Here is a 19,418-nt window from a genome sequence, read left to right as displayed (position 1 = left end):
TGCACCAACGTCCGCCTATCAGTGGGAGCAAGCGTGTTTCACGCCGCCGTGGCTGTGGCTGGGATGGTCGTGCCCAGGTCCGCGTCCCTCATCCCGCTTGCTGCCGGGAGCGAGGCTGCACGTCTCGCCTTCCTCGTTCCAATCCACCGCTACAGTGGCGTGCTCGATCTCGAAATGGCTCTCCAACTCGCGTTCCACTGCACGCACCACTACGCGGGCCTCGGTGTCGTTCGCCGGTCGGACGTGCATCGTCGCCAGCGTGCGGCCCGACGTGATCGACCAGACATGGATATGGCCGACCGCAGCCACGCCCGGCACATGCTCCAGAATATGGCGCTCGATCTTCTCCGGCGCCGCGCCGTCGGGCGCGCCTTCGAGCAGGATGTGCAGCGACTTGCCCGCCAGTTTCCATGCGCTACGCAGTACCAGCAGGGAGACGACCACCGACAGGATGGGGTCGATCGGCGTCCAGCCCGTCAGGTAGATCACGATCGCCGCGCCCACGGCGCCGACCGAGCCGAGCAGGTCGCCCATGACGTGGAGCGCCGCGCCCTTGATGTTGACATGCTCGCTGTCGCCGCGCGTCAGAATCCAGAAGACGAGGATATTGACCAGCAGCCCCGCGATCGCGACCCCGAACATCGGGCCGGCAAGGATCGGCTGCGGCTCCTGAAAGCGCTGCCAGGCTTCATAGACGATCCAGCCGACGATCGCGAACAGGGTGACGGCGTTGACGAAGCCGGCGATCACCTCGAAACGCAGATAGCCGAAGGTGCGTTTGGAATCAGCCGCGCGCTGGCCGAAACGGAAGGCGGCATAGGCGAGCGCCAGCGCCGCCGCGTCGGTCATCATATGGCCGGCGTCCGCCAGCAGCGCCAGCGACCCTGAAAGCAGACCGCCCACGACCTCGACCGCCATGAAGGTGAAGATCAGGCCGAACGACAGCAGCACCTTGCGCTCATTGTCGCTGGTGATGGTCGGCGTGTGCGAATGATCGTGGTCGTGATCGTGGCCATGACCATGGTCGGCGTGCGAGTGGGCCATTATCGAGCTTTCATGACATATACATTAAACACATCAATATGTGTTCATATAATGTATGTCAATATGCCTATGTGCCGATGGATAATGACCCGGCCGACCTCTTGTTCTTTAGACAGTTTTGGGGATGAAAGCCGCATCGGTCTAGGAGCGGCCTGCATCCCATACCATCGTGTGCAATTGTCAGGCGGCCAGCCGTTGTGACGTTTCAGCTTGTGCTGTTGAGTCTTGATGGGGCGTCAGAAACCGAACCAACGCAGCCTTACGCGAGCCCCGATCAAGCGCATAATGTGTATGTGTCAGCTCAGCACCATTGAGCAGCGCATGGATGTAGCCGGACACCGTATCGGCCGCCATGACGAGGGCTGCATCGAGCGTATGCACATAACGGCTGGTGATAGAGCCGGTGGCATGGCCGAGAAGCGCCGCGATGGTGATCTCGGTGAAACCAAGGTCGTTCGCCAGGCTGGCGAAGCTGTGGCGCAGTACATGAGCGGTGATGTCCGCCAGCTCCGTCCCGGCGAAGATCTTTTCCCAATGCCGAGGGAAGCTGCCGAACGGCTTGGCCAGGTTCCGCTCGCCGGGAAACACATAGGGGCTGTCGCCGCTCATGTCCCGCTCGTCGAAATACTCCAGCACCGGCAAGCCCATCGGCCGCACGGACTGACCTTCCTTCGTATCCTCGAACCGGAAGCAACTCCCCACGGTGTCGAGTTCCGTTTTGCGCAGCTTGATGACCTCACTGCGCCGGCAACCCGACATGGCGATCTGACGGATCATCTCCACGGTGCGCGTGTAGCGTTCATCCTCGGCGGCATTGGCAAGGATGCGCCCGAGGGCGCGATACTCGTCCTCGTTCAGACGGCGCTGGCGCACGGCGTCCTTGGGCTTGCGGATGCCATGCGCCGGATTGACCTCGATGATGCCCAGGTCATCCCGTGCATAGGTGAAGATGCCACCCAGGAGACCGACGGTGCGGCTAGCGACGCCGATGCCGCCCCGTACGATCGACTTACCGCGCAGTTTCTCCGTCTTCTCGATCCCGCGCGTCTTGCCCGCCATGATGTCCTTCATCATGGTCGTCACGTCGGCCTTGGTGACGTGGGTGACGCGCTTCTTGCCCAGGAGTGGGATGATGTGGCGGTTGATCCGGCCGAGGTCGGTGATCTTGGTGCTGGCCTTCTTCGGCCGCCCGCCCTTGCCGAGGATGCGGCCGGCTTCGAGTTCCGCGATATACAGCTCGCAAAGCTCCTTTACCGAGATCGCCTTGCGCGCGCTGTTCCGGTTTTCGAGGGGATCGTTCCCCTTGGAGACTTCGGCCAGGGCTTGAATGGCCAGCGTGCGCGCTTGCTCGGCGGTGATCTGTCCGTGCCGGCCCAGCTTCATCCGCCGCCGCACATTGTTGGCGTTTCGATAATCGACGAAGTAGGTCCGGGTGCCGGAGGGCAGGACGAAGACGCCAAAGCCCTTCAGCTCGCCGCACCAAACGGTGTATTGACGGTCGCGTGGTTCGGACTTGTCCACGACGGTTTTCGTAAGTTTCGACATAAGTACCTCGCTAGTGCGGGCTCAAAAACTCACCAAAATCTCACCACCGTATCGAAAACTGTGGGTGTCGTTGGCGTAGCACAGAGAACCCTTACGATCAATAAAATGCTGTATAAACAGCGTGTTATCGTACTCTAGCGTTGGATTGGTAAGCCTGTCGTAGCGTTGTGGTTCTAGCTCCGAAGGCGAAGGCCACTGGTTCGAATCCAGTCGGGTGCACCAACTTTCTTTGAAATGACCCTTTTGGGCTGTTTGCAGACTGGCGGCCCTCAACTCTGTGTTATGATGAAGCGGCATTCGGCATGCCTTGCGCCAATTAGGCCCCGAGCAAGTCGACATCGCGCAGGCTCACGCCATACGCGGATCGGAAAGTTCGTTCACAGTAGGCTTGAACAGCCTCCGGACTGCCCCCCTGCGTTAGCCAGCCAAAATCGAGGTCGAAAGGACCGGGTCGCGTGATCCACTGCCTTGTGAGGTTGAAGACCACATTGTTGGCAAAGAAACTATCGAACGTTTCTTGTACTCGCGCCTCGTTCTGACCAGATATCAAACGCGGGAAAATACCGTCGTCATCTTCCTTATCGACGAATAATGCCCCGTGCCGATCAAACAGCGCCATTGCATCTGTCGCTAGCCGTTCGCCTGCCATTAGCGCGCCAGGCCAACAGAAAAATTCTGGATGAGCGTACTTGTCTCGCATGAATGCAAGAAAGTGCGCAAAGAGCACGCGCGGGACCGTGTTTCCCTCACCGAACGAGAACGTTTCATATTCCCGCATGATAGGCTGAAATTCGGGTGTAGAGATCCAGCGACAAAATTCGGCCGCGATCTCCAGTGGTGGCATTTCGACGATCGTCGAAGCGAATTTCTGACTCGTCTCTGCGTATTCCTCACGGGAATAATCTTGAACGAGTGAAAAGACCTCGGGGCATTTTTCTCGCGCTAGCTTACACATTGTCATGAAGCGCCTGCCTGGATCGATATCGTCGATGAAAGAAGGGAAGTGGACAACCGGGAAGGGAAAGCCCGCGCCCGGATTGATCGCCACATCGCACGCCACGAGAAAAGATGCGACGGTCGGATGATCTAGAGAATCTGGCCAGTCGAGCCCCGTCATGGTCAAGAAGCCGGAAAACGCTTTTCCATATACACCTTTGAACATGCCGCTTGAGACGGCATCAGCCATGTCAAATTTGCCGCCAGTCCCGAAGTGAAGATAATGAAGCTGCGACATGCGAGCTTGGCCCTCAAACAGCTCATATGCGCCGAGCTCAGGGAGTCCTATGGGGGAGCCGTAGTAGTATCCCTCTTCCCGCGCCTCTCGAAGTTTTCGGAACTCTGCGCTCCATCCTTTCGGATGCGGGATTACGTTGAAATGCCGATCCGTGACAGAGGAGAGCAGTGATATATTGTTGCCCCATAGAACGGTGAAGGCATGACCAAGGTTTTCAAACTGAGGATTCTGGATCATCAGTTTCGCAGCATGCGGGCTTACGGTCAGTCCTCGAAAAACCTCCATGTCGAAGTGATTGTTGATGACAATGTTTGCTGTCCCGGCGGGCGTGCCTAATCCGCCCCTCGGAAGGGCCTCCGCGAGATTGAGGATCGATTTTTTGAACCCGACTTGCTCGATTAACTTTTTGAGGTGACCGTGGTTCGAGTGAGATTGGGTTGGGTAAGTCATGCTAAGCATGAACCCGTAGGTCGAGCCAATGTGCTGCCACCAATGGATGGTCTCGTGCAGATAGGTGGAGAAGGCTTGCATGCCCTCAAAATCAACCTCAGACGTAATCCCGCTCGGTAGGGAAGCGATCTTTCGATGCACGACCGGCGAGAGTCGCAACACAAATTGGAATGAGTTGTAGAGCCCGCGTGCTTCAAGCGTCGCTCGGAAGTCACCGTCTGCCGGGAAAAGAGGGCTTTGATCCCTAAGTAGCTCGAGGTTCGGCAACGTCATCCAGATGGTATGTCATCGTGCGCCACGTCTTCAAAGCTGAAGTTAACGCGGACCTGCTGACACGTTGCCACTCTTGTCGATTGGCAGTGACCTGAACGTGGGATTGTTTTAGGGACGGGAGCAGATCATCTCAAACGGGTGAGGCGGACGCGGGCAAAGTGCCTAGCGATAACTTCCACTACTTGTCGTCGAGAAGGTGAAGGTATTGTTGCGGTCGGATAACGACGCCGTCATCTTCGGCGACCCAATTTCCAGCCATCTCGCCACTATCTTGCCAAAAGGCATCGAGTTCGCGCTGATTTTCCAATCGAGACAGTCGCATCCGAATGGTGCGGCCATCCTTCCAACGTAACGGGAGATTGTCGATGGTGCGCCAGTCAGTCATGCCATTAATGTGGCCTCCTTAAACAGGAAGTCAATTATTGGGCCAGATTACACAAGAGCGCCATCTCGATCTCTCAATGTTGTCTCTAACCCCCTGATGGGAATCCATTTACACGTCGAGTAGTTTCCCAGTGGGATAACACCGTCGACCCGGTCAACTCTGAGCGGTGGTCAATAATTAAGTTGTCTGCACTTCTCTAAGCAGCCGGCGAGCGAAGCTCTGCACTTGCTCGACCGGATCATCGATCAAAGTCTCTACATGGTCCATGATTTTGGTGTCTTTGAGGTAGTGTTTCGCTAGAATTGACATGGCATTGTAGCGCAGGCGTTCATTTCCAGAGGCTAGAAGTGCCTCCACGAGGGCGATGTCGGCATCAGACAATGAGATTTCTTCTTTTAGAAGCCATCCCAAGGTTTGCGGGCTGATTTCTCCATCCAAAATGCTTTCCATGAACTTAGCAAATCGATCTGTTCTTCCCTCGACCCAGCTCTTGAGCGCATGTTTGGCTTTCCCCTGAACGTCGGAGCGATCATCATTCAACAGTGATTTGATCTGAGCGAAATTAGGGGGCTCGATCTTGATCCATGCCGAAACCAAGCTCTCACGCGGGCTGTCAGGAATGACACCGCCCTTTTTTGGGTAGGGCTCTTCATGCTCCTCCCAATAGGCAAAGGCCTCTTTGATGAGCGGAAGAAGCTCGGCGGTGTTTTCGGTCGCTAGACTCTCGACCAGCTTCGCCGCTGCCTTAGCGGTTTCGGCAAGTGTTGCTGAGAGGCCGTTTCGTATCGCTGAAAGAAGCTCAGGAGTGATTGTGGGACGAAGCTCGCATAGTGTGGAGAAAAGATGGCGAGTACCCCAAACCAGTTTCTGATTGGCTCGCTTGATGGTCATTGAGACAGCCAAGTCTGCGGGCAAGGATTTGGCCATCGCACTGGCGGCCCAGAGTGTGTAGCCGCGCCCATGCTGATACATCTTAAGTACGCATTCCTGGATCTGGTCGGGTTCCAGACGGCTCTCAATGATATTGCCTGCCATCCAAACTGCCCATCGAGACGGGTGATAGAGCGTCTGTTCTATCAGCGCTTCGTCCAAGCTTAGGTCTTTCGATTGCGCCCAGTCGATGTCGTCGCAATCAACCATCTCTACTGTCTGGAAAATCCGCCGTCGCCAAAGTGGATCGAAGCCTTCGTCCTCCTTTGCTCCCAGAATGTATTTCTTCGCGGCAATGGCATCATTGCGCAATGCATCACGGTCAGCACCGCTCAATTCTGCGACGGCGCGGATAACCTCAGCGGGGCCAGTGGGATCGAAGTCTTTTGTCCAAGCCCAGCAGTCACTGATCGGAATCTCCCACCAGTTCGATGCTTTCACAAACTGGCTGAGATGAAGCAGCGGCTTAGGTGGCTCATCTGCTGGCTCTGAGATGCTTTCCGCTCCCAGCGCATCCAAAACAAAGAGGTCCAGTGTCGTTTGTGCTTCCTCGAATCCTTTTGGGACCTCAAAAAGGCTACGGCCCGTCATCTTTGTTTCGATCTTGTATGGCCAGTTATGCCTTGCGATTAGCTTCTCCACCTTGATGAGGAAGCCGACATTGCCAAGATTATCGTGATTGATGACTTTTGGAATGAGATTGGCAGCCACTTTTGTTGGGGCGTTTTCATGGATCACAACACATGCATCGAGCGCAAATTTCTGACCGAGCTCGTGTCTTTCGCTGCGATCTAGAATCACACCGCCGCCAAGGCTCGGGGTGAGACCAGCTCCGAAATCGTTGACGCTGCCCTCCAAAACGGAAATCAAATCGTCTAGGGCATAGTGTTCTGGGCCAGCCGAAATAAGGCAGTTCCATGCCACCAACCGCGTCCAGATTTGATTGGATTGCCGTAAGGCAGCGGCGTGACTTGCTACTTCATCCGGGTAGCGCTCTGCGCATGCTGCCAGCGGAAATCCGAGGGGGTATGCCTCCTGACGAGCTCTGTCAGAAACGACTTTAAAGGCACTCGCTAGAATCTTTTTGCGAACTTCCTTGCTGACCTCTGGCTCGGCTTCCGCAATGATCTCAGCCATATCGACGAGCCGCAAATGCCAGTTTTCATCTTTGTCGGCTTGTTCGATGAAGAGAGAGCAGAGAAATTCACCCAGTCCCAGTCCGCCTGCAAATCGCAAGACGTTTTCCCATTGCGGCTGGCGGAGAGTTTCTTTGATGTCATCCAATCGATCATCTTCTGCCAATCGACACAGATGGCGGGCTGCGAGATACTCCCCAAAGGCTTTATGGACGAAGCAATAGACCTGCGTTGTATCTTGCCCGACCTTTTCAATCAGTCCGGCATCTTCCCAATAAGCGACATACTTCTCGGCTTTCTCAGTTGCTGGCATCGAAGGTTCGCCGAATATGGCCGCTAATTCCGATCCGCACGCTTCCAGCATCTTTGTGACGGGAGCAAGTGGGGTTTTTGTAGCCTGCCAACCAAAGAGATCAAGAAATCGCGAGAGCACGGCACCGCTTGCAGGTTTTTGCTGCGATCGGGCGGGTACTTGGTCGATCAGACCAAAAATCTGCTCAAACAAAGCTTCTCGCGTCCCGCCCAGTGACCGACCGCGAGCCAAGATAGCCGCTGCCATTCCAATCATCATGGGCGTTCGTCCCACAGTCTCGGAAACAGATTTATTCTCTAGCTCACTTTCGCAAACTGAGCGACGTCGGTTGTCCGAGTCATCAGGGCCAGCAATCGCATCCCAAAGGCGGGAAACATGCGTCGCTACATAAGATGGGTCCAGTGGCAACAAATCATAGTGCCTCCAGTTCGTAAAGTGGTTTGCTGCGTAGCCAACAGGGCGCGTGGTTATCAGCACCCTGCTGTCAGGATAGCCCGTCGCAAAGCGGCTTATTCCCTCGGCAACACGCTCTTGCATCTCGCCGCATTCATCCAATCCATCCCCGAGCAATAACAAGTTCGAGAAACCTGCTTCTTGAACTTTGTCGTGAGGAAGCCCGCTGCCATCCAATCCATGCCGAAATACCGACTCTTCAAACGAGGAGCCGCTTTTCATATCGGCAGCTACCGCTGAAAGCCGGACGGAAAGGACGGGAATGTTGTCTTCGCTATAACGTCTGGTGATACGTTTGAGCAGGGTCGTCTTACCCATCCCCGGCCCCGCAACAGCGATCCCTCTCTTGATGAAGCGACCAAGCGTTTCCGGATTTACCCCAACGCTACGATCATTCTTGTCCTTCGTAATTCGATCCCAGCTATGGTAGGACTCAATGGCCTTTTCCAAATCGACACTTTGATTTTCCTTGATAGACTGAACCGAGCGCGGGTTGGCTGATAGCTCAATCCAGTCAGCATCAATTTCCAGTCGCCTTGCGACACCGAAGATTGAGAATGTCTTGCTCGTTTCGTGGTTCCACGAGGTAAGCTTGTTCAGCAGTGCGAGTGAGCCAGCATTATTTTGCTCAGAGGTTGCGATGCCTGCACGCGCCAATACGCCGGATATGGCTGAGAGTTGTCTGCGAGATCGATGCTCAATTACATCGGATGCATCGCGGTAAATTGCATCCCAAGCAGCTTCGATCTGAGAATCTTTTCTGCAGATGTGACCAAGCTCTGCCTTGGCGGCCTGCACAGAGGCTTGGTCAAATGTTAGCGCCGCAACAGTCTGGATCGAAATCTTCTGGCAGACCTGCTGCGCTGGCAGATCGAGCTTTTGCATTCTGCCGAGCCATTTTTTGCCGATGTCCGAAATGTTATCAGCGCGCCCCGAACCTATGCGCTCGATGTCACGAGCAAGCTTATCTCGGACGGTAGCGCTGCTGCTTGGACATACGACCAAAATTCCATAGTCGCACGAATCATTGGAAACGCCTTTGGCAAGAGCGCTTAGGGCTGACCAAAGCCGCTCAGTCGCGGTAAGGCCCTTTTTGACCTGTATTTCGACAACACTGCCACCAGACAATGTGCAGGCAATGTCATCGCCTGATCCGCCTGTCTCACCATCAACAGCGATGGGAACATCGGCGAGCGATTGGAGCCAACCTAGCTGGCGACCACGGGCCATTTGGACATTGATGATCGCGGTAACCGCAATCTGAAAATTGATCCCTCCTGTCGTTGCAGCTCCGCCCACCGTATTCCTTTTTCCCTTAGTCACGGTAAAGAATACCAAGTTGCGCGCGCCTTTCCGTGCTGACGAATGCGCTGTGCATCAACTAGCTCACGCAAACGCTTTTTGAGCGTGTTACGGTTCGCGCCTGTTTCTTCGACGATTTGCGCGATTGTCAGTCGCTGATTAGCTTGCAGCAGCTTGAGCACCTGCGCTGCGAGTTCCGGCAGAGCAGCGTCACCATCTTGCTCGGCGTGTTCTCGCTCCAGTTTGGAAGCTAGGCTATCCTTTTGCTTCTTGAGGCAGCGCAGGAAGAAGCCAACCCAAGGTTGCCAGTCGGGCTTGTCGCCTTTGAGTGATGTCTGTGTTCGGCGAAGAGCCTTGTAGTAGAGTTCTTTGTTGTCCTCGATCACGCGCTCCAGCGAAGCATAAGGCACATACCCATAATCTGCGCGCAGGAGCAGCAAGGTGGTTAGGACACGCGAGAGTCTTCCATTGCCATCCTGGAACGGATGGATGGCTAGAAAAGTCACAATAAAGATGGCTGTGATGAGGAGCGGATGGTGAGCTTCCTCATCAATCGCCTTGCGCGTCCAGGCGACGAGCTCTTCCATCTCGCGCGGCGTATCGAAGGGTAATGTGGTCTCGAAAATGATCCCGATTTCATTTCCATTGGCATCAAAGGCAGCCACGTTGTTCGAAAGCGTTTTGTATGAGCCGCGATGGCGCTCATCCTTCGCGCTGTGACGCAAAAGGGTCTGGTGGAGCTGGCGGATGTGGTTTTCGGTAAGAGGCATTTCGGCAAAGGCTTCGAACACTAAATCCATTGCCTCTGCATAGCCTGCAACCTCTTGCTCATCGCGCGATTTGAAGGGCGTGGATGAGAGGGCCTGCGAGAGCAGATCCTCCACCTCGGCATCACTGAGTTTGGCTCCCTCGATGCGTGTGGACGAACCAACGCTCTCGATGGTTGCTACCTTGCGCATTGCGCTCAGACGATCAGGCGACAGGGTTTTGAGTGCTTCCCAACGACCCTTGAACTCATCGATTTCCGCAATGAGTTTTACAAGATCGGAGCCGATTGTGAGGATTGGCTCCTTCATTGCCACATTGTCCTGATATCCAATTCCATACCCAATAATACCCGATTAGACCCGCTTGAACACCAGTTTTTTCACGACCGCAAAATCCTCCAATTGGGTCTACTTGGGTCTGGAATTGGATATGGTCTGCTCTCTTCGAGATTTTGGAAATCTACGAAGTTCAAGAAGAATCCGACAATCCTGGCGAAGTGTTTGCGGCTAGTGCCTAGCGCAGCAATCATTTCAGCAATGCGCTGCGTGTGATCGGCGCAGGGTTGGTGCCGCAGGAGACCACGCGATGCCTAGGGTCCGAATCCATGTTCATGCAAGCGAGCTTTCGGTCTGATTACTTGAGCGCCGTCTGCGCGCGACCAGGTTCCTGAGACTCTCGGTCAGCACTAGGGTTGAACTGCCCAGCTTGATGAACTCGATCTCACCTTCGCTGATGAGCACGTAGAGTGTGCTGCGTCCGATCCCGAGATAGCGGCAAGCTTCGGGCACGCGCATCGCAATTGGTTCGATAGCTGGCGGGCGCTTCTGATCGCCTCGCTGGTCGTTTCTGCCTGTTGTCGACACGCTGGTCGGTCCTTTAATCGTTCGGGTGATGACGGACCGACCTGGGGGACATGGAGGGGAGCAGGTCAGCCCGCCATCGACATCAATTATCAGTCGATTCAGGCCAATTGCGCCACATGACGTTCCAACTCTGGGGCCGCCGTTTCTACGCTGTTGTCCCGAAGTTCAGCCAAGCTTCTTCCAATTGAATGCGACTGTGTCTGCGCGGACAGATGTGGACCGATAAACCGATGCGCCGCTATTTCAAAATGAGCTTGATTGAGGGAAGCGCCATCGCACTTTTCATTGAGAACAAAGGGCTTTCCAGCAGAACCGCCGCAGCGCAGTCTCGAGCGCCATCGCAATTTGCCTAGCAATACCAACCACATGCACCCCGACCGACGGCGGTGCTTTTATCTTGCCATCGTAAAAGCCATCATAAATCGGACGCCTGCGGACATTCAATTCTGATGGTAGCGCGCGGTGTTTGCCGCTCAGTAGCCGCCGACCTCGTTCCAGAAGGCGGCGTCGCGTTCAGCCTCAAGTTGCTCCAAGGGCACATGGATCAAGTCGAAGTCCATGTTGTACATCGGAAGCTGCCAGTGATTGTATAATAGCCGAGCATGCTGCTCGGTGGCGCACTCTGAGACCAAGCCTTCTGAGTCCAGTCGAGCGGCAAGTTGTTTTGTCAGCTCAAGCGCCTCCACTGGTCCCTCATCGTTCACAAAATCGACACTGCTCCAGACATCGCTGGTAGCCTGAAGGCCTGAGCGAGTTAGTAACCCCAGAGCCTCAAGTGCTTCGACGAGGTCCAATGCCATGGGTCGCATCATCATTGTAGAGTCGGACCAGCGATTGGGATCATTCCACTGCGGAATGCCCTCTTCATGGACCTCGATGTCGGCATACATGGTGCTCTCACGCTGATAGAGCGACCAGTTGGGAACGATGTATTCGCTCATGCCACCTTCGAGATAGTGCCCTTGCCTTTCGTGATCGATATACTCTTGTAGCTGCGCGACATTGGCAGGCAACCACGACTGAGCTTTCGCATATATCATACGCGAAAGATGATCGTAGAGCGTCTTCTTCACGATCCTCCCAATGCGCTTACCCACCTTGGGCTTCGGGCATCGGACTAGATCGATGAGGATAAGGGCCTTCGCTGACTCTTCCTCCGCGAAGCCCGCGAGCACTGCCGCCTCGCGCGGTCGCTCCTTAAGCGTTTCCGCCGCTCGCCAAAAGCCCCGCGCACTTTGAAGTACAATCGGCAGACCCTCGGCGATAAAGTCGAGACGTGCCGAATGGCTCATGTTGCAGAGGGCGCGCGCTTGACGCCCACCAAAGGTGATCTTGGTTCCTTTTTCGCTCATGCGAGCTTTCTAGCACTGTTCGTTTGGGGCACGCGAGCAAACAGCTGGCTTCGGCGGATGGGCACAACAATTGCCATACCGGTGGTGCGTTGCCATTTCCCTGTGAATGACCTTCAATCTTTCCGTCCTGACGCAAGAATTCGCGATCTGCGCGGTCGACCGACGGCTAACAACGCCGATGGGAAAGATTGTCACGGAACGGTCGAACAAACTCACTTTGCTTGAGTTCACCGATGGGCACGGTTTCATTACCTACACCGGTATAGGAAGGGACTTTTGCGGACGAACGCCTAGCGACTGGATCGCCGAAGTTTCAGACCTTGGCCGCCTTTCTGTCGATGACGCGGCTGCGGCCATCAAGGCCGATGCGGAACCACGACTTGCCGAGATAGCGCGCCGGGGAGTTAACGCGCGGCACAGCTTTGTGCTCGGCGGGTTCAAGCGTGGCAATCCCTTCGCGCTTTTGATTTCAAACTACGACTCATTGGAAGGCCTTGAGCGTTCGGATGCCGATCCCGTTCTATCGATTACCGGCCAAGTGATGAGTCAGTCGGGAGTTGCCTCACATCCTTATCTCGTGCTCGCGACCGGTGCTAAGCCGCGTCACCCTGCTCGGATCAAATCGCGTTTGATCCCTGCGATCAAGAGGGATGCGTCGGCAAAGGCTTTGCGCAAGCTTATGGTCAAAACGGTCAAAGACATCGCCTATCAAGATGACCGCAAAGCATCCGTAGGATCGAGCGTACAGAGTGTAGTGATCGATCGAGCTGGAAACAGTGAAATCCTCGGTCATGTCCCCGGTGGAACCACGCTCATGGAGGGACCAAATGTCATTGGCAGCGGAATGAAGTTTGCGGATTTCTACGTTGACGTCTCCAGCAAGCCTCGTTGGCGATATGATCGCGAGCTTGGAAAAGCGAAAATCGAAGAGACGTTATGCAAAGCGTGCAGCACGCCAGTTCCGGAAGGATATTTGCGTTGCGGTGTATGCGATGCCGCTGCTCAGTAACGCATTGGCCTACCTCAGAGTAACAGCGACACTCAGAGAGACATTTACTGCCTAGATCAGCTGATGCTCAAACTCCGTTTTGAGTTGCTCATCAACGGACAGGCATGCCTCGATGACTGCCAAAGACGCCTCAATCAGGCGCGTATCGTGCTCGGGCGGAGAGTGCGGGGTGTGCTTTCCGCCATGGAAAAGATTGTTTCGCACTCGTTTGGCTGCCTCGATGGCCTTGGTACCTGAGTTTTCACCGTCCAGGTCGAGCTCCATAAATTCCGGGCGGCCATTAACATACTTTTGCACCTGCGGCGGCTCATCCAGCAGATAGGCGATTGCGTCGACGATGCGATGCTCCTGCATCTCTGAAATCGGTTCGCCCATCTCAGCCTTCAGTCTTCGCCAATCCGGGATCGCATTCCCATGGCGATCTGTACCGCAATACTTAGTGGCTTTCATCGCGTATTCGAAGCGCGCGAAAAGTCCAAAAAACTCGCAAACCAGCGCTGCATCGATTTGCAGATCTTCGAAAGGAGACTTCATTGGAGCTGTCCTCCGCTGTTAGAACCGGGCCAATTTAGCGAGCGCGCCGCCTAATGGGCGGGACGGAGCCTAAGGTCGATCCACCCTTTCGCCAATGGCTGTGTCCTCCTCGAAGTCATCCCAGTCGAGGCGGAGTTTGCTGCCCTTTTTATTGGGTAGTGCCTTGCGGTCGATAAGCTTTCCGGACACCTCGAAGTCTTCGTCAATCTTTACAATCAGTACCTTGCTAAAATTCCGTTCGAGATTGAGCGACACGGTATTGTTGGTCTTAAACGGCGTAATCGTTTTGACCTCAACTAAGTGGTTACCGAGTTTGCCGTCGGACCCTTGTGCGTAGTTTCGATGCAATTTGATGCCGTAGGTGATGGCTCCATAGAGTTCGCCAAGGTCACCGTAGACCTGTAAGTGCCGCCCGGTGAGGCCATGATAATCCTGAGCCAAGGTTAGCAGCTCTTGGAACATCGGAACGAGTTCGACTTCGAGATTCGGGAAACGGGCTTTGAACTCCAGACGATCGAGATGAGAATTAATCTCTGTCCAAGTGATCCATTCGCCGTCATCGTAGATAGCGTTGTCGTCGTTCCACATCTTCGCCTCAGTATTTCATGTTGTTTTAGAGGTAGGGCAAACTCCTGAAGAATCTTTGCCGCGTTCTTTCCTATCCCTTCTGTGGACGAGAGCGATGAATGAATTCTCGGGCAGCAGCGAGGCTTTAACAGTTTGAGAGACCGCCTCTGGATCGAAAATCGGCGAGCAGACTTGGCGCCAAGATCAAAGTAAATTGCTGCGCAAGAGAGAGCAACTAGGTGCCTTGGCTGACTTCCGCCTTGAGCTTTTCTAGCCGCTCCGAACACACCTCGTGAACGACGCTGCCTAGCTCCTCGACCTGCTCACCAAGCCATTCGAGCTCCTCCAGCGTGATGCGGTAGTGCTTCGAGTATCGTGCCTTCGTGTATGCTTCTTTAAGCTTCTCGAAGCGCGCTCGGTCGCGTCTTGTTTCGCGTGGCCAGACGTAAGTGAGGCGTGCATCGACACGCTCCGCCTGGGTACGAAGGAAGCCAAGGTTGTGCACGTGGGGTGTGTAGAAAGTGCAGGCTAAGAGCACGCAATGGTACAAGCCTTCGGTTGCTTGGTGGTATTCGAACGCCGCGTGCTTGTTCATGCCTTGGTCGACCGCGTACTTTGCAAGTTTCACCCGGCCCTGAGCTGATGTCAGCCACTCGGTGAAGTACTCCTGCGCCATGCAAAGAGCCTGATCGGGCGTCTTGGGCTTGGGCGTGTGCAGCTCGGTGTCGTCGGACTGGTAAAGCGCGATACCGTCCTTCGCCACATCCATGAAAAAATAGCGGCCATGCGCCAGCCCGTCATTCACTTCCTGCAGTGTGTGAACGATGAAGTTGACCGGCGTTTTGAGCGTCTTGGTGACCCCGTACTCTCGCATGAGCCGGTCATCGAGCTTGGACCAGTATTTCACTCGGTCGGTCAGTCTGCTGTCATTGACGATCACCAAAAGGTCGTAATCGGACTGGTAGCCTTTCGCCGTATGCGGCTCGTCGACCCAGGTTCCGCGCGCATAGCTGCCATACAAAATGACCTTCAATATTCTTCCGGCTTTCTTCCATTCATGCTTGGCCAGCGCAAAGGCGTCGTCGAACTCCTCGAAGATCAGCTGCATTACGCGTTCAAGCTCGCGTTGTTTTTGCGGGGGCAGATGATCGAGGTCGGTCTTCATCGCTCAATCCCTAGCAAGCGCTTGAGATTCTTGCACCTGCCAAGTGGTGAGGCGCGCGGCGACGGCGCACCCTAAAGCGCTGAGGAGCCGCGCGCTGGTGGTTCGCGTTAGCAACAATCCGACAGGATTGTTTGTTAGCATAGTTAAGGGGCTCGCTATCCCAGCGTTTCTGCGGGTTTGAGGGCTGTTTCGGTTCCCGATAGTCCGAATTTTCGGTTCCTGATCGTCCGAGTCCAGCGGTTCCTGATAGTCCGAAGGGCCCACAGCTTTATCCACAGGGTTAGCCATTCCCATTTCTGGGGAGGGGGCTTGAATCGCGTTTGCAGTAGGAGTGTGCTGGAAGTTTTGCATCGGAACCTGCTTCATGATCCGGCTGCGCGCTCGGCAATGAATTCGCTCATGGCGCTCTTTCGTGCAGTGCGGTCCAGTGCAAAGCTGCCTCGCTGGAAGTTCGTGCCATTGAGCAAAGCGCTGACGTACCCCGCAATCATGTCGGCGGCAGTGACCAACGTCGCGTCCAGCACGTGGATATATCTACTGGTGATCGAACCTTTGGCGTGCCCTAACAGCGCGGCGATTGTGATTTCGGTAAATCCAAGATCATTGCCGATGCTGGCAAAGCTGTGACGCAGAACGTGGGCCGTGACCCCGTCCAATGGAGAGCCCTTAAACAGTGCGTCCCAGTGGTTTGGGAATCCGCCGAAAGCATTGTCTTCGCCATACCCTGGGAACACATAGCTACCTGTGGCTGTCAGACTCTGTGCCTCGAGAAACTCGACAACAGGCAGGCCTATGGGGCGGATCGATCTACCTTCCTTGCTTTCGGAAAGCCGCAGGCAACTTCCATCCAGGTCTACGTCGCACCATTTGAGATTGATAATCTCGCCGCGCCTGCATCCGGTCAAAGCGATCTGGCGAATGATGTCCGTTGTCGGCCAGAATTTTTCTTGCGCCTGCGCGTCTCGCAACATGTTCCCCAAAATGCCGTACTCAGCTTCGGTCAACCGCCGCTCGCGCACTTTGTATTTCGGCTTCTTGATGCCGTGAGCGGGATTGTGTTCGATGATCCCCAGATCAATGGCGTATGAGAGTATCCCACCAATGAGGCCAAGGGTCCGGGTAGCAGTGCCAGGACCGCCCCTCACGATGGACTTTCCCCGCAGTTTCTTGGTTTTGACAATGATCCGCGACCGACCCGCCATGATGTCGCGCATAATCTTGACCATATCAGCTCTGGTAAGGTCTTTGACGCGCCGGGTTCCGATCAGCGGAATGATGTGTCTCTTGATCCGACCAATATCGGTATCGATGGTCGATTGCTTCTTCGGTCGCCCTCCCTTGCCGAGAATCAGGCCATCATCGAGATCCTGGATGTACCGCTTGCAGAGTTCCTTCATCGTGATCGCGCGATAATCTTCAAGCCGCTCCTCCGCCGGATCGTCGCCTCCCGCGACACGTCCCAACAGAGCCTTCGCTTCTCGGCGGGCCAGTTCCGCTGTCCACACGCCGTGCAATCCAAGCGTAAGCCGCCTCGCGCGTCCCCTCTGTCGATACTGGATTACATAGCTGCGCTTGCCCGACCGGTATACCCGGAGCCCAAAACCGGGTAGCTCTTCATCCCAAATGATGTAGTCTTTCACCTGAGACTTGGCTGCCTCGACGGTGCGCTTCGTTAATTTGACCACGGCGATCTCCGTTTCCAGAGCCCCGTTTTTAAGTAACTGTGGTGTCATCACTCGGAGGAAAACCGGGGCGTAGATTTGGGTACGCCAGCGCAATCCGAGTTCAACCTAAATCCACATAAAACAGTAGCTTAGAGTAGTATTTCGTAGTCTGGCGTACCCGTTCTGTACCGGCTCCGAAGGCAGAGGCCACAGGTTCGAATCCTGTCGGGTGCGCCAATTGCGAAAATCCGCAGAGTTCTGGGCTTTTTCGATACAGCTGTTCGAATCGTGATTCCGAGCAAACGCCACGAGCTTGGAGCTATTTGCTGGCAGCCAATTGCGATCACTGCCCCATCGCCGCTAGTCGTTACCGGATTACCGAATGAAAAGCCCCGTCCTGTCTGACAGCGCAAAACCAGCAGGCGTAGTGTTTGTTTGTAGGGTCCGGTTCCCTCCGACAGTTACGTCGAAGCCCGAGAGAAATCACTGCAGAACAATCGCTGGCCTTGGCTCGCAGAAAACACGTTCAGTTGAACCTTACGTGATTCACAGCGAATTTCGAAATCGCAACGTATGTGAAATCCGAGCTGGCGCGAACGATGAACTCGAGCGCCACCAACAGCTGGTTTCCATCGATCCTAAAACCACTGATGCTCCTTACTTTGATGTGAACGTCAGGGGCCAGTTTGATGCAGGCTGCGAGCGCGCTGTTGCAGACGCGGCTATTAAATTGAAAAGTGGGATTAGACCATAATGCGAGTGATGACATACGAGACATATGGAACGGCACAACAATTCGCACAGACTGATTGGACCGATACCGCGACAATGACATTGATCTCACCAGTTAGATTGGTATAGCGGTAAACCATAATGGTGAGCGGGTTTGGAGAGGGCCGCTAATGCAGAGAATTAATTTCGGGCGCCTACCCAAAGCAGTGTGTGCGCTCACAGCCTGCGCCGCTGTTGCGCTGGGGGCGGGGGCGGGTCTTGCGATGGCAACGCCGTTTGGTGATGGTGAGATTCCTCAGCGCTCCCCTCGCGCGAATGAACTGGCCCGCACCGAAGGCCCGCCGAACGTCATCGTTATCCTTGCGGACGATATCGGAGTCGAGCCGCTGGCGCTATTTGGTGGCTCGATCGAAACCCCCAATCTGGCGCGTCTGGCGAAGGAGGGGGTACTTTTTGAACGCGCGTTCTCCACTCCGCTGTGCTCGCCCAGCCGTACACGGATCATGACCGGGCGGGAGAACGCAAGCAATTACGAAGCGTTCGGATATCTGGCGCCTGATGCGCAGACGTTCGGCAACATGTTTCGAAACGCAGGGTTCGAGACGGCCATCGTCGGAAAGTGGCAACTGAGCGGGAACGGGTTCGACGGGCGCGAGGGTATCTCGCCCCAGGGCGCGGGTTTCTCGCATTCGCTGCTTTGGCAGTTGCAACCGCGCAACGCGAAAGGCTCTCGTTATTGGGGACCGACTCTGTGGACCGATGGCAAGCCATTGTTCCCCGAAGAAGGTTTTGGTCCGGACTATCTGAGTGATTATGCTCTCGATTTCATCGACCAGAACAAACGCAAACCCTTCTTCCTCTATTACCCGATGGTACTGGTTCACGACCCGTTCGTCGTCGTGCCGGGGAAAATGGATTTGGAAGGCGATCAGGCCAAGTTCCGAGGAATGGTCCAGCACATGGACATGTTGGTGGGGCGTTTGCTCGACAAGGTCGACAGTCTCGGCCTGCGGGAGAACACGCTGATCATCTTCACTTCAGACAACGGGACAAACCGGGCGATCTATTCGATCCGCAATGGCGAGCAGGTTCGTGGCGGTAAGGGCCAGCCGACGCTGACTGGCACGCATGTTCCGATGATCATGAGCTGGCCGGGGGAACTGCCCGCGGGCGAGAGCCGGCAGGGACTGGTCGACTTTACTGACATTGTGCCGACGATCGCGCAGGCGGCGGAAATCGAGCCGGATTGGAAGATCGACGGGGTAAGCCAGCTAGCCGTCGCCCGCGGTTCGGTAAACGAAGCGCGGTCCGCCATCTACCAGCACTATGCGCCCAGCTGGGTGTTCAAGCCCGTGAAGTTCGCCTTTGATAGTGATCGTAAGCTCTATTCCGATGGGCGCTATGTTTCGCTCGATCTCGCCACCGGGATCGAAAGGATGATCGACGCCGATAGCCTGAGCGGCGCACGCAGGGAGCAGTACCTTCAGCTAAGGGCCATGATCGAAGCCGACTCGGTGCCGCTCGATCCGGTACGGTTTCCCTGGTGCGTAGGGCAGGCGGCGGAAACTGCCGGGGCGGATCCCCAAATCGTCGGTTGTGGCTTTACGCCAAACGATATTCCGGACGGTCCACCCGGCGGCGCTGGGAGCAACCAGTAACCGGGCTTGGTTCGATAAAAAATCCGTGCTGAACAACACAA

14 protein-coding genes are annotated in these 19,418 nt (G+C 55.4%); 2 read left to right on the top strand and 12 right to left on the bottom strand.

Annotated elements, in window-relative coordinates:
- Positions 1–18: 18 nt before the first annotated feature.
- The 8 genes from ACIGGE_RS03730 to ACIGGE_RS03695 form a co-directional block, all read right to left on the bottom strand.
- Positions 19–1,044, bottom strand: a complete 1,026-nt coding sequence (locus ACIGGE_RS03730) for a cation diffusion facilitator family transporter (RefSeq protein ID WP_017502060.1) — start codon at positions 1,042–1,044, stop codon at positions 19–21.
- Positions 1,045–1,224: 180 nt separating this feature from the next.
- Positions 1,225–2,589: a site-specific integrase gene (locus tag ACIGGE_RS03725; RefSeq protein ID WP_017502059.1), complete on the bottom strand. Its 1,365-nt coding sequence runs from the start codon at positions 2,587–2,589 to the stop codon at positions 1,225–1,227.
- Between the two features lie 316 nt (positions 2,590–2,905).
- On the bottom strand, positions 2,906–4,546 hold the full coding sequence (locus ACIGGE_RS03720; RefSeq protein ID WP_397489499.1) for a hypothetical protein: 1,641 nt from the start codon (positions 4,544–4,546) through the stop codon (positions 2,906–2,908).
- Between the two features lie 178 nt (positions 4,547–4,724).
- Positions 4,725–4,931 carry a hypothetical protein gene (locus ACIGGE_RS03715; protein WP_397489498.1) on the bottom strand — a complete coding sequence of 69 codons (207 nt, stop codon included), beginning with the start codon at positions 4,929–4,931 and terminating at the stop codon, positions 4,725–4,727.
- A 177-nt stretch (positions 4,932–5,108) separates the two neighbouring features.
- Complete coding sequence (locus ACIGGE_RS03710; protein WP_397489497.1) at positions 5,109–9,101, bottom strand: NACHT domain-containing protein; 3,993 nt, start codon at positions 9,099–9,101, stop codon at positions 5,109–5,111.
- The gene (locus ACIGGE_RS03705) at positions 9,083–10,141 is read right to left on the bottom strand and encodes a Fic family protein (RefSeq protein ID WP_397489496.1); all 1,059 of its coding nucleotides are present in this window, start codon (positions 10,139–10,141) and stop codon (positions 9,083–9,085) included. The genes ACIGGE_RS03710 and ACIGGE_RS03705 overlap by 19 nt, the downstream gene beginning before the upstream one ends.
- A gap of 300 nt (positions 10,142–10,441) precedes the next feature.
- A complete protein-coding gene (locus ACIGGE_RS03700; RefSeq protein ID WP_397489495.1) occupies positions 10,442–10,696 on the bottom strand; it encodes a helix-turn-helix domain-containing protein in 255 nt (84 codons plus the stop codon).
- Between the two features lie 473 nt (positions 10,697–11,169).
- The gene (locus ACIGGE_RS03695) at positions 11,170–12,048 is read right to left on the bottom strand and encodes a hypothetical protein (protein WP_397489494.1); all 879 of its coding nucleotides are present in this window, start codon (positions 12,046–12,048) and stop codon (positions 11,170–11,172) included.
- Between the two features lie 106 nt (positions 12,049–12,154).
- Between ACIGGE_RS03695 and ACIGGE_RS03690 the strand changes: the two genes are divergently transcribed.
- The gene (locus ACIGGE_RS03690) at positions 12,155–13,057 is read left to right on the top strand and encodes a hypothetical protein (RefSeq protein WP_397489492.1); all 903 of its coding nucleotides are present in this window, start codon (positions 12,155–12,157) and stop codon (positions 13,055–13,057) included.
- Between the two features lie 51 nt (positions 13,058–13,108).
- On the opposite strand, the gene ACIGGE_RS03685 is transcribed toward ACIGGE_RS03690, so the two are convergent.
- The 4 genes from ACIGGE_RS03685 to ACIGGE_RS03670 form a co-directional block, all read right to left on the bottom strand.
- Entirely contained in the window at positions 13,109–13,591 is a 483-nt protein-coding gene (locus tag ACIGGE_RS03685; RefSeq protein WP_397489491.1) for a hypothetical protein, read from the bottom strand.
- A gap of 69 nt (positions 13,592–13,660) precedes the next feature.
- Positions 13,661–14,179: a hypothetical protein gene (locus tag ACIGGE_RS03680; protein ID WP_397489490.1), complete on the bottom strand. Its 519-nt coding sequence runs from the start codon at positions 14,177–14,179 to the stop codon at positions 13,661–13,663.
- A 214-nt stretch (positions 14,180–14,393) separates the two neighbouring features.
- The gene (locus ACIGGE_RS03675; RefSeq protein ID WP_397489489.1) at positions 14,394–15,323 is read right to left on the bottom strand and encodes a HEPN domain-containing protein; all 930 of its coding nucleotides are present in this window, start codon (positions 15,321–15,323) and stop codon (positions 14,394–14,396) included.
- A gap of 362 nt (positions 15,324–15,685) precedes the next feature.
- The gene (locus tag ACIGGE_RS03670; RefSeq protein ID WP_397489488.1) at positions 15,686–17,101 is read right to left on the bottom strand and encodes a tyrosine-type recombinase/integrase; all 1,416 of its coding nucleotides are present in this window, start codon (positions 17,099–17,101) and stop codon (positions 15,686–15,688) included.
- 881 nt (positions 17,102–17,982) lie between these two features.
- On the opposite strand from ACIGGE_RS03670, the gene ACIGGE_RS03665 reads away from it, so the two are divergent.
- On the top strand, positions 17,983–19,377 hold the full coding sequence (locus tag ACIGGE_RS03665) for a sulfatase-like hydrolase/transferase (protein ID WP_397489487.1): 1,395 nt from the start codon (positions 17,983–17,985) through the stop codon (positions 19,375–19,377).
- Positions 19,378–19,418 lie beyond the last annotated feature (41 nt).

This window comes from Qipengyuania sp. NPDC077410, assembly GCF_044543405.1.
Classification (GTDB): domain Bacteria; phylum Pseudomonadota; class Alphaproteobacteria; order Sphingomonadales; family Sphingomonadaceae; genus Qipengyuania; species Qipengyuania pacifica.
This window is presented reverse-complemented; position numbering and strand designations above follow the sequence as displayed.

Excerpts from the sequence above, each read along its gene's own strand:
- ACIGGE_RS03730 (WP_017502060.1), bottom strand. The coding sequence starts at position 1,044 with ATGGCCCACTCGCACGCCGACCATGGTCATGGCCACGATCACGACCAC.
- ACIGGE_RS03725 (WP_017502059.1), bottom strand. The coding sequence starts at position 2,589 with ATGTCGAAACTTACGAAAACCGTCGTGGACAAGTCCGAACCACGCGAC.
- ACIGGE_RS03720 (WP_397489499.1), bottom strand. The coding sequence starts at position 4,546 with ATGACGTTGCCGAACCTCGAGCTACTTAGGGATCAAAGCCCTCTTTTC.
- ACIGGE_RS03715 (WP_397489498.1), bottom strand. The coding sequence starts at position 4,931 with ATGACTGACTGGCGCACCATCGACAATCTCCCGTTACGTTGGAAGGAT.
- ACIGGE_RS03705 (WP_397489496.1), bottom strand. The coding sequence starts at position 10,141 with ATGAAGGAGCCAATCCTCACAATCGGCTCCGATCTTGTAAAACTCATT.
- ACIGGE_RS03695 (WP_397489494.1), bottom strand. The coding sequence starts at position 12,048 with ATGAGCGAAAAAGGAACCAAGATCACCTTTGGTGGGCGTCAAGCGCGC.
- ACIGGE_RS03690 (WP_397489492.1), top strand. The coding sequence starts at position 12,155 with ATGACCTTCAATCTTTCCGTCCTGACGCAAGAATTCGCGATCTGCGCG.
- ACIGGE_RS03685 (WP_397489491.1), bottom strand. The coding sequence starts at position 13,591 with ATGAAGTCTCCTTTCGAAGATCTGCAAATCGATGCAGCGCTGGTTTGC.
- ACIGGE_RS03680 (WP_397489490.1), bottom strand. The coding sequence starts at position 14,179 with ATGTGGAACGACGACAACGCTATCTACGATGACGGCGAATGGATCACT.
- ACIGGE_RS03675 (WP_397489489.1), bottom strand. The coding sequence starts at position 15,323 with ATGAAGACCGACCTCGATCATCTGCCCCCGCAAAAACAACGCGAGCTT.
- ACIGGE_RS03665 (WP_397489487.1), top strand. The coding sequence starts at position 17,983 with ATGGCAACGCCGTTTGGTGATGGTGAGATTCCTCAGCGCTCCCCTCGC.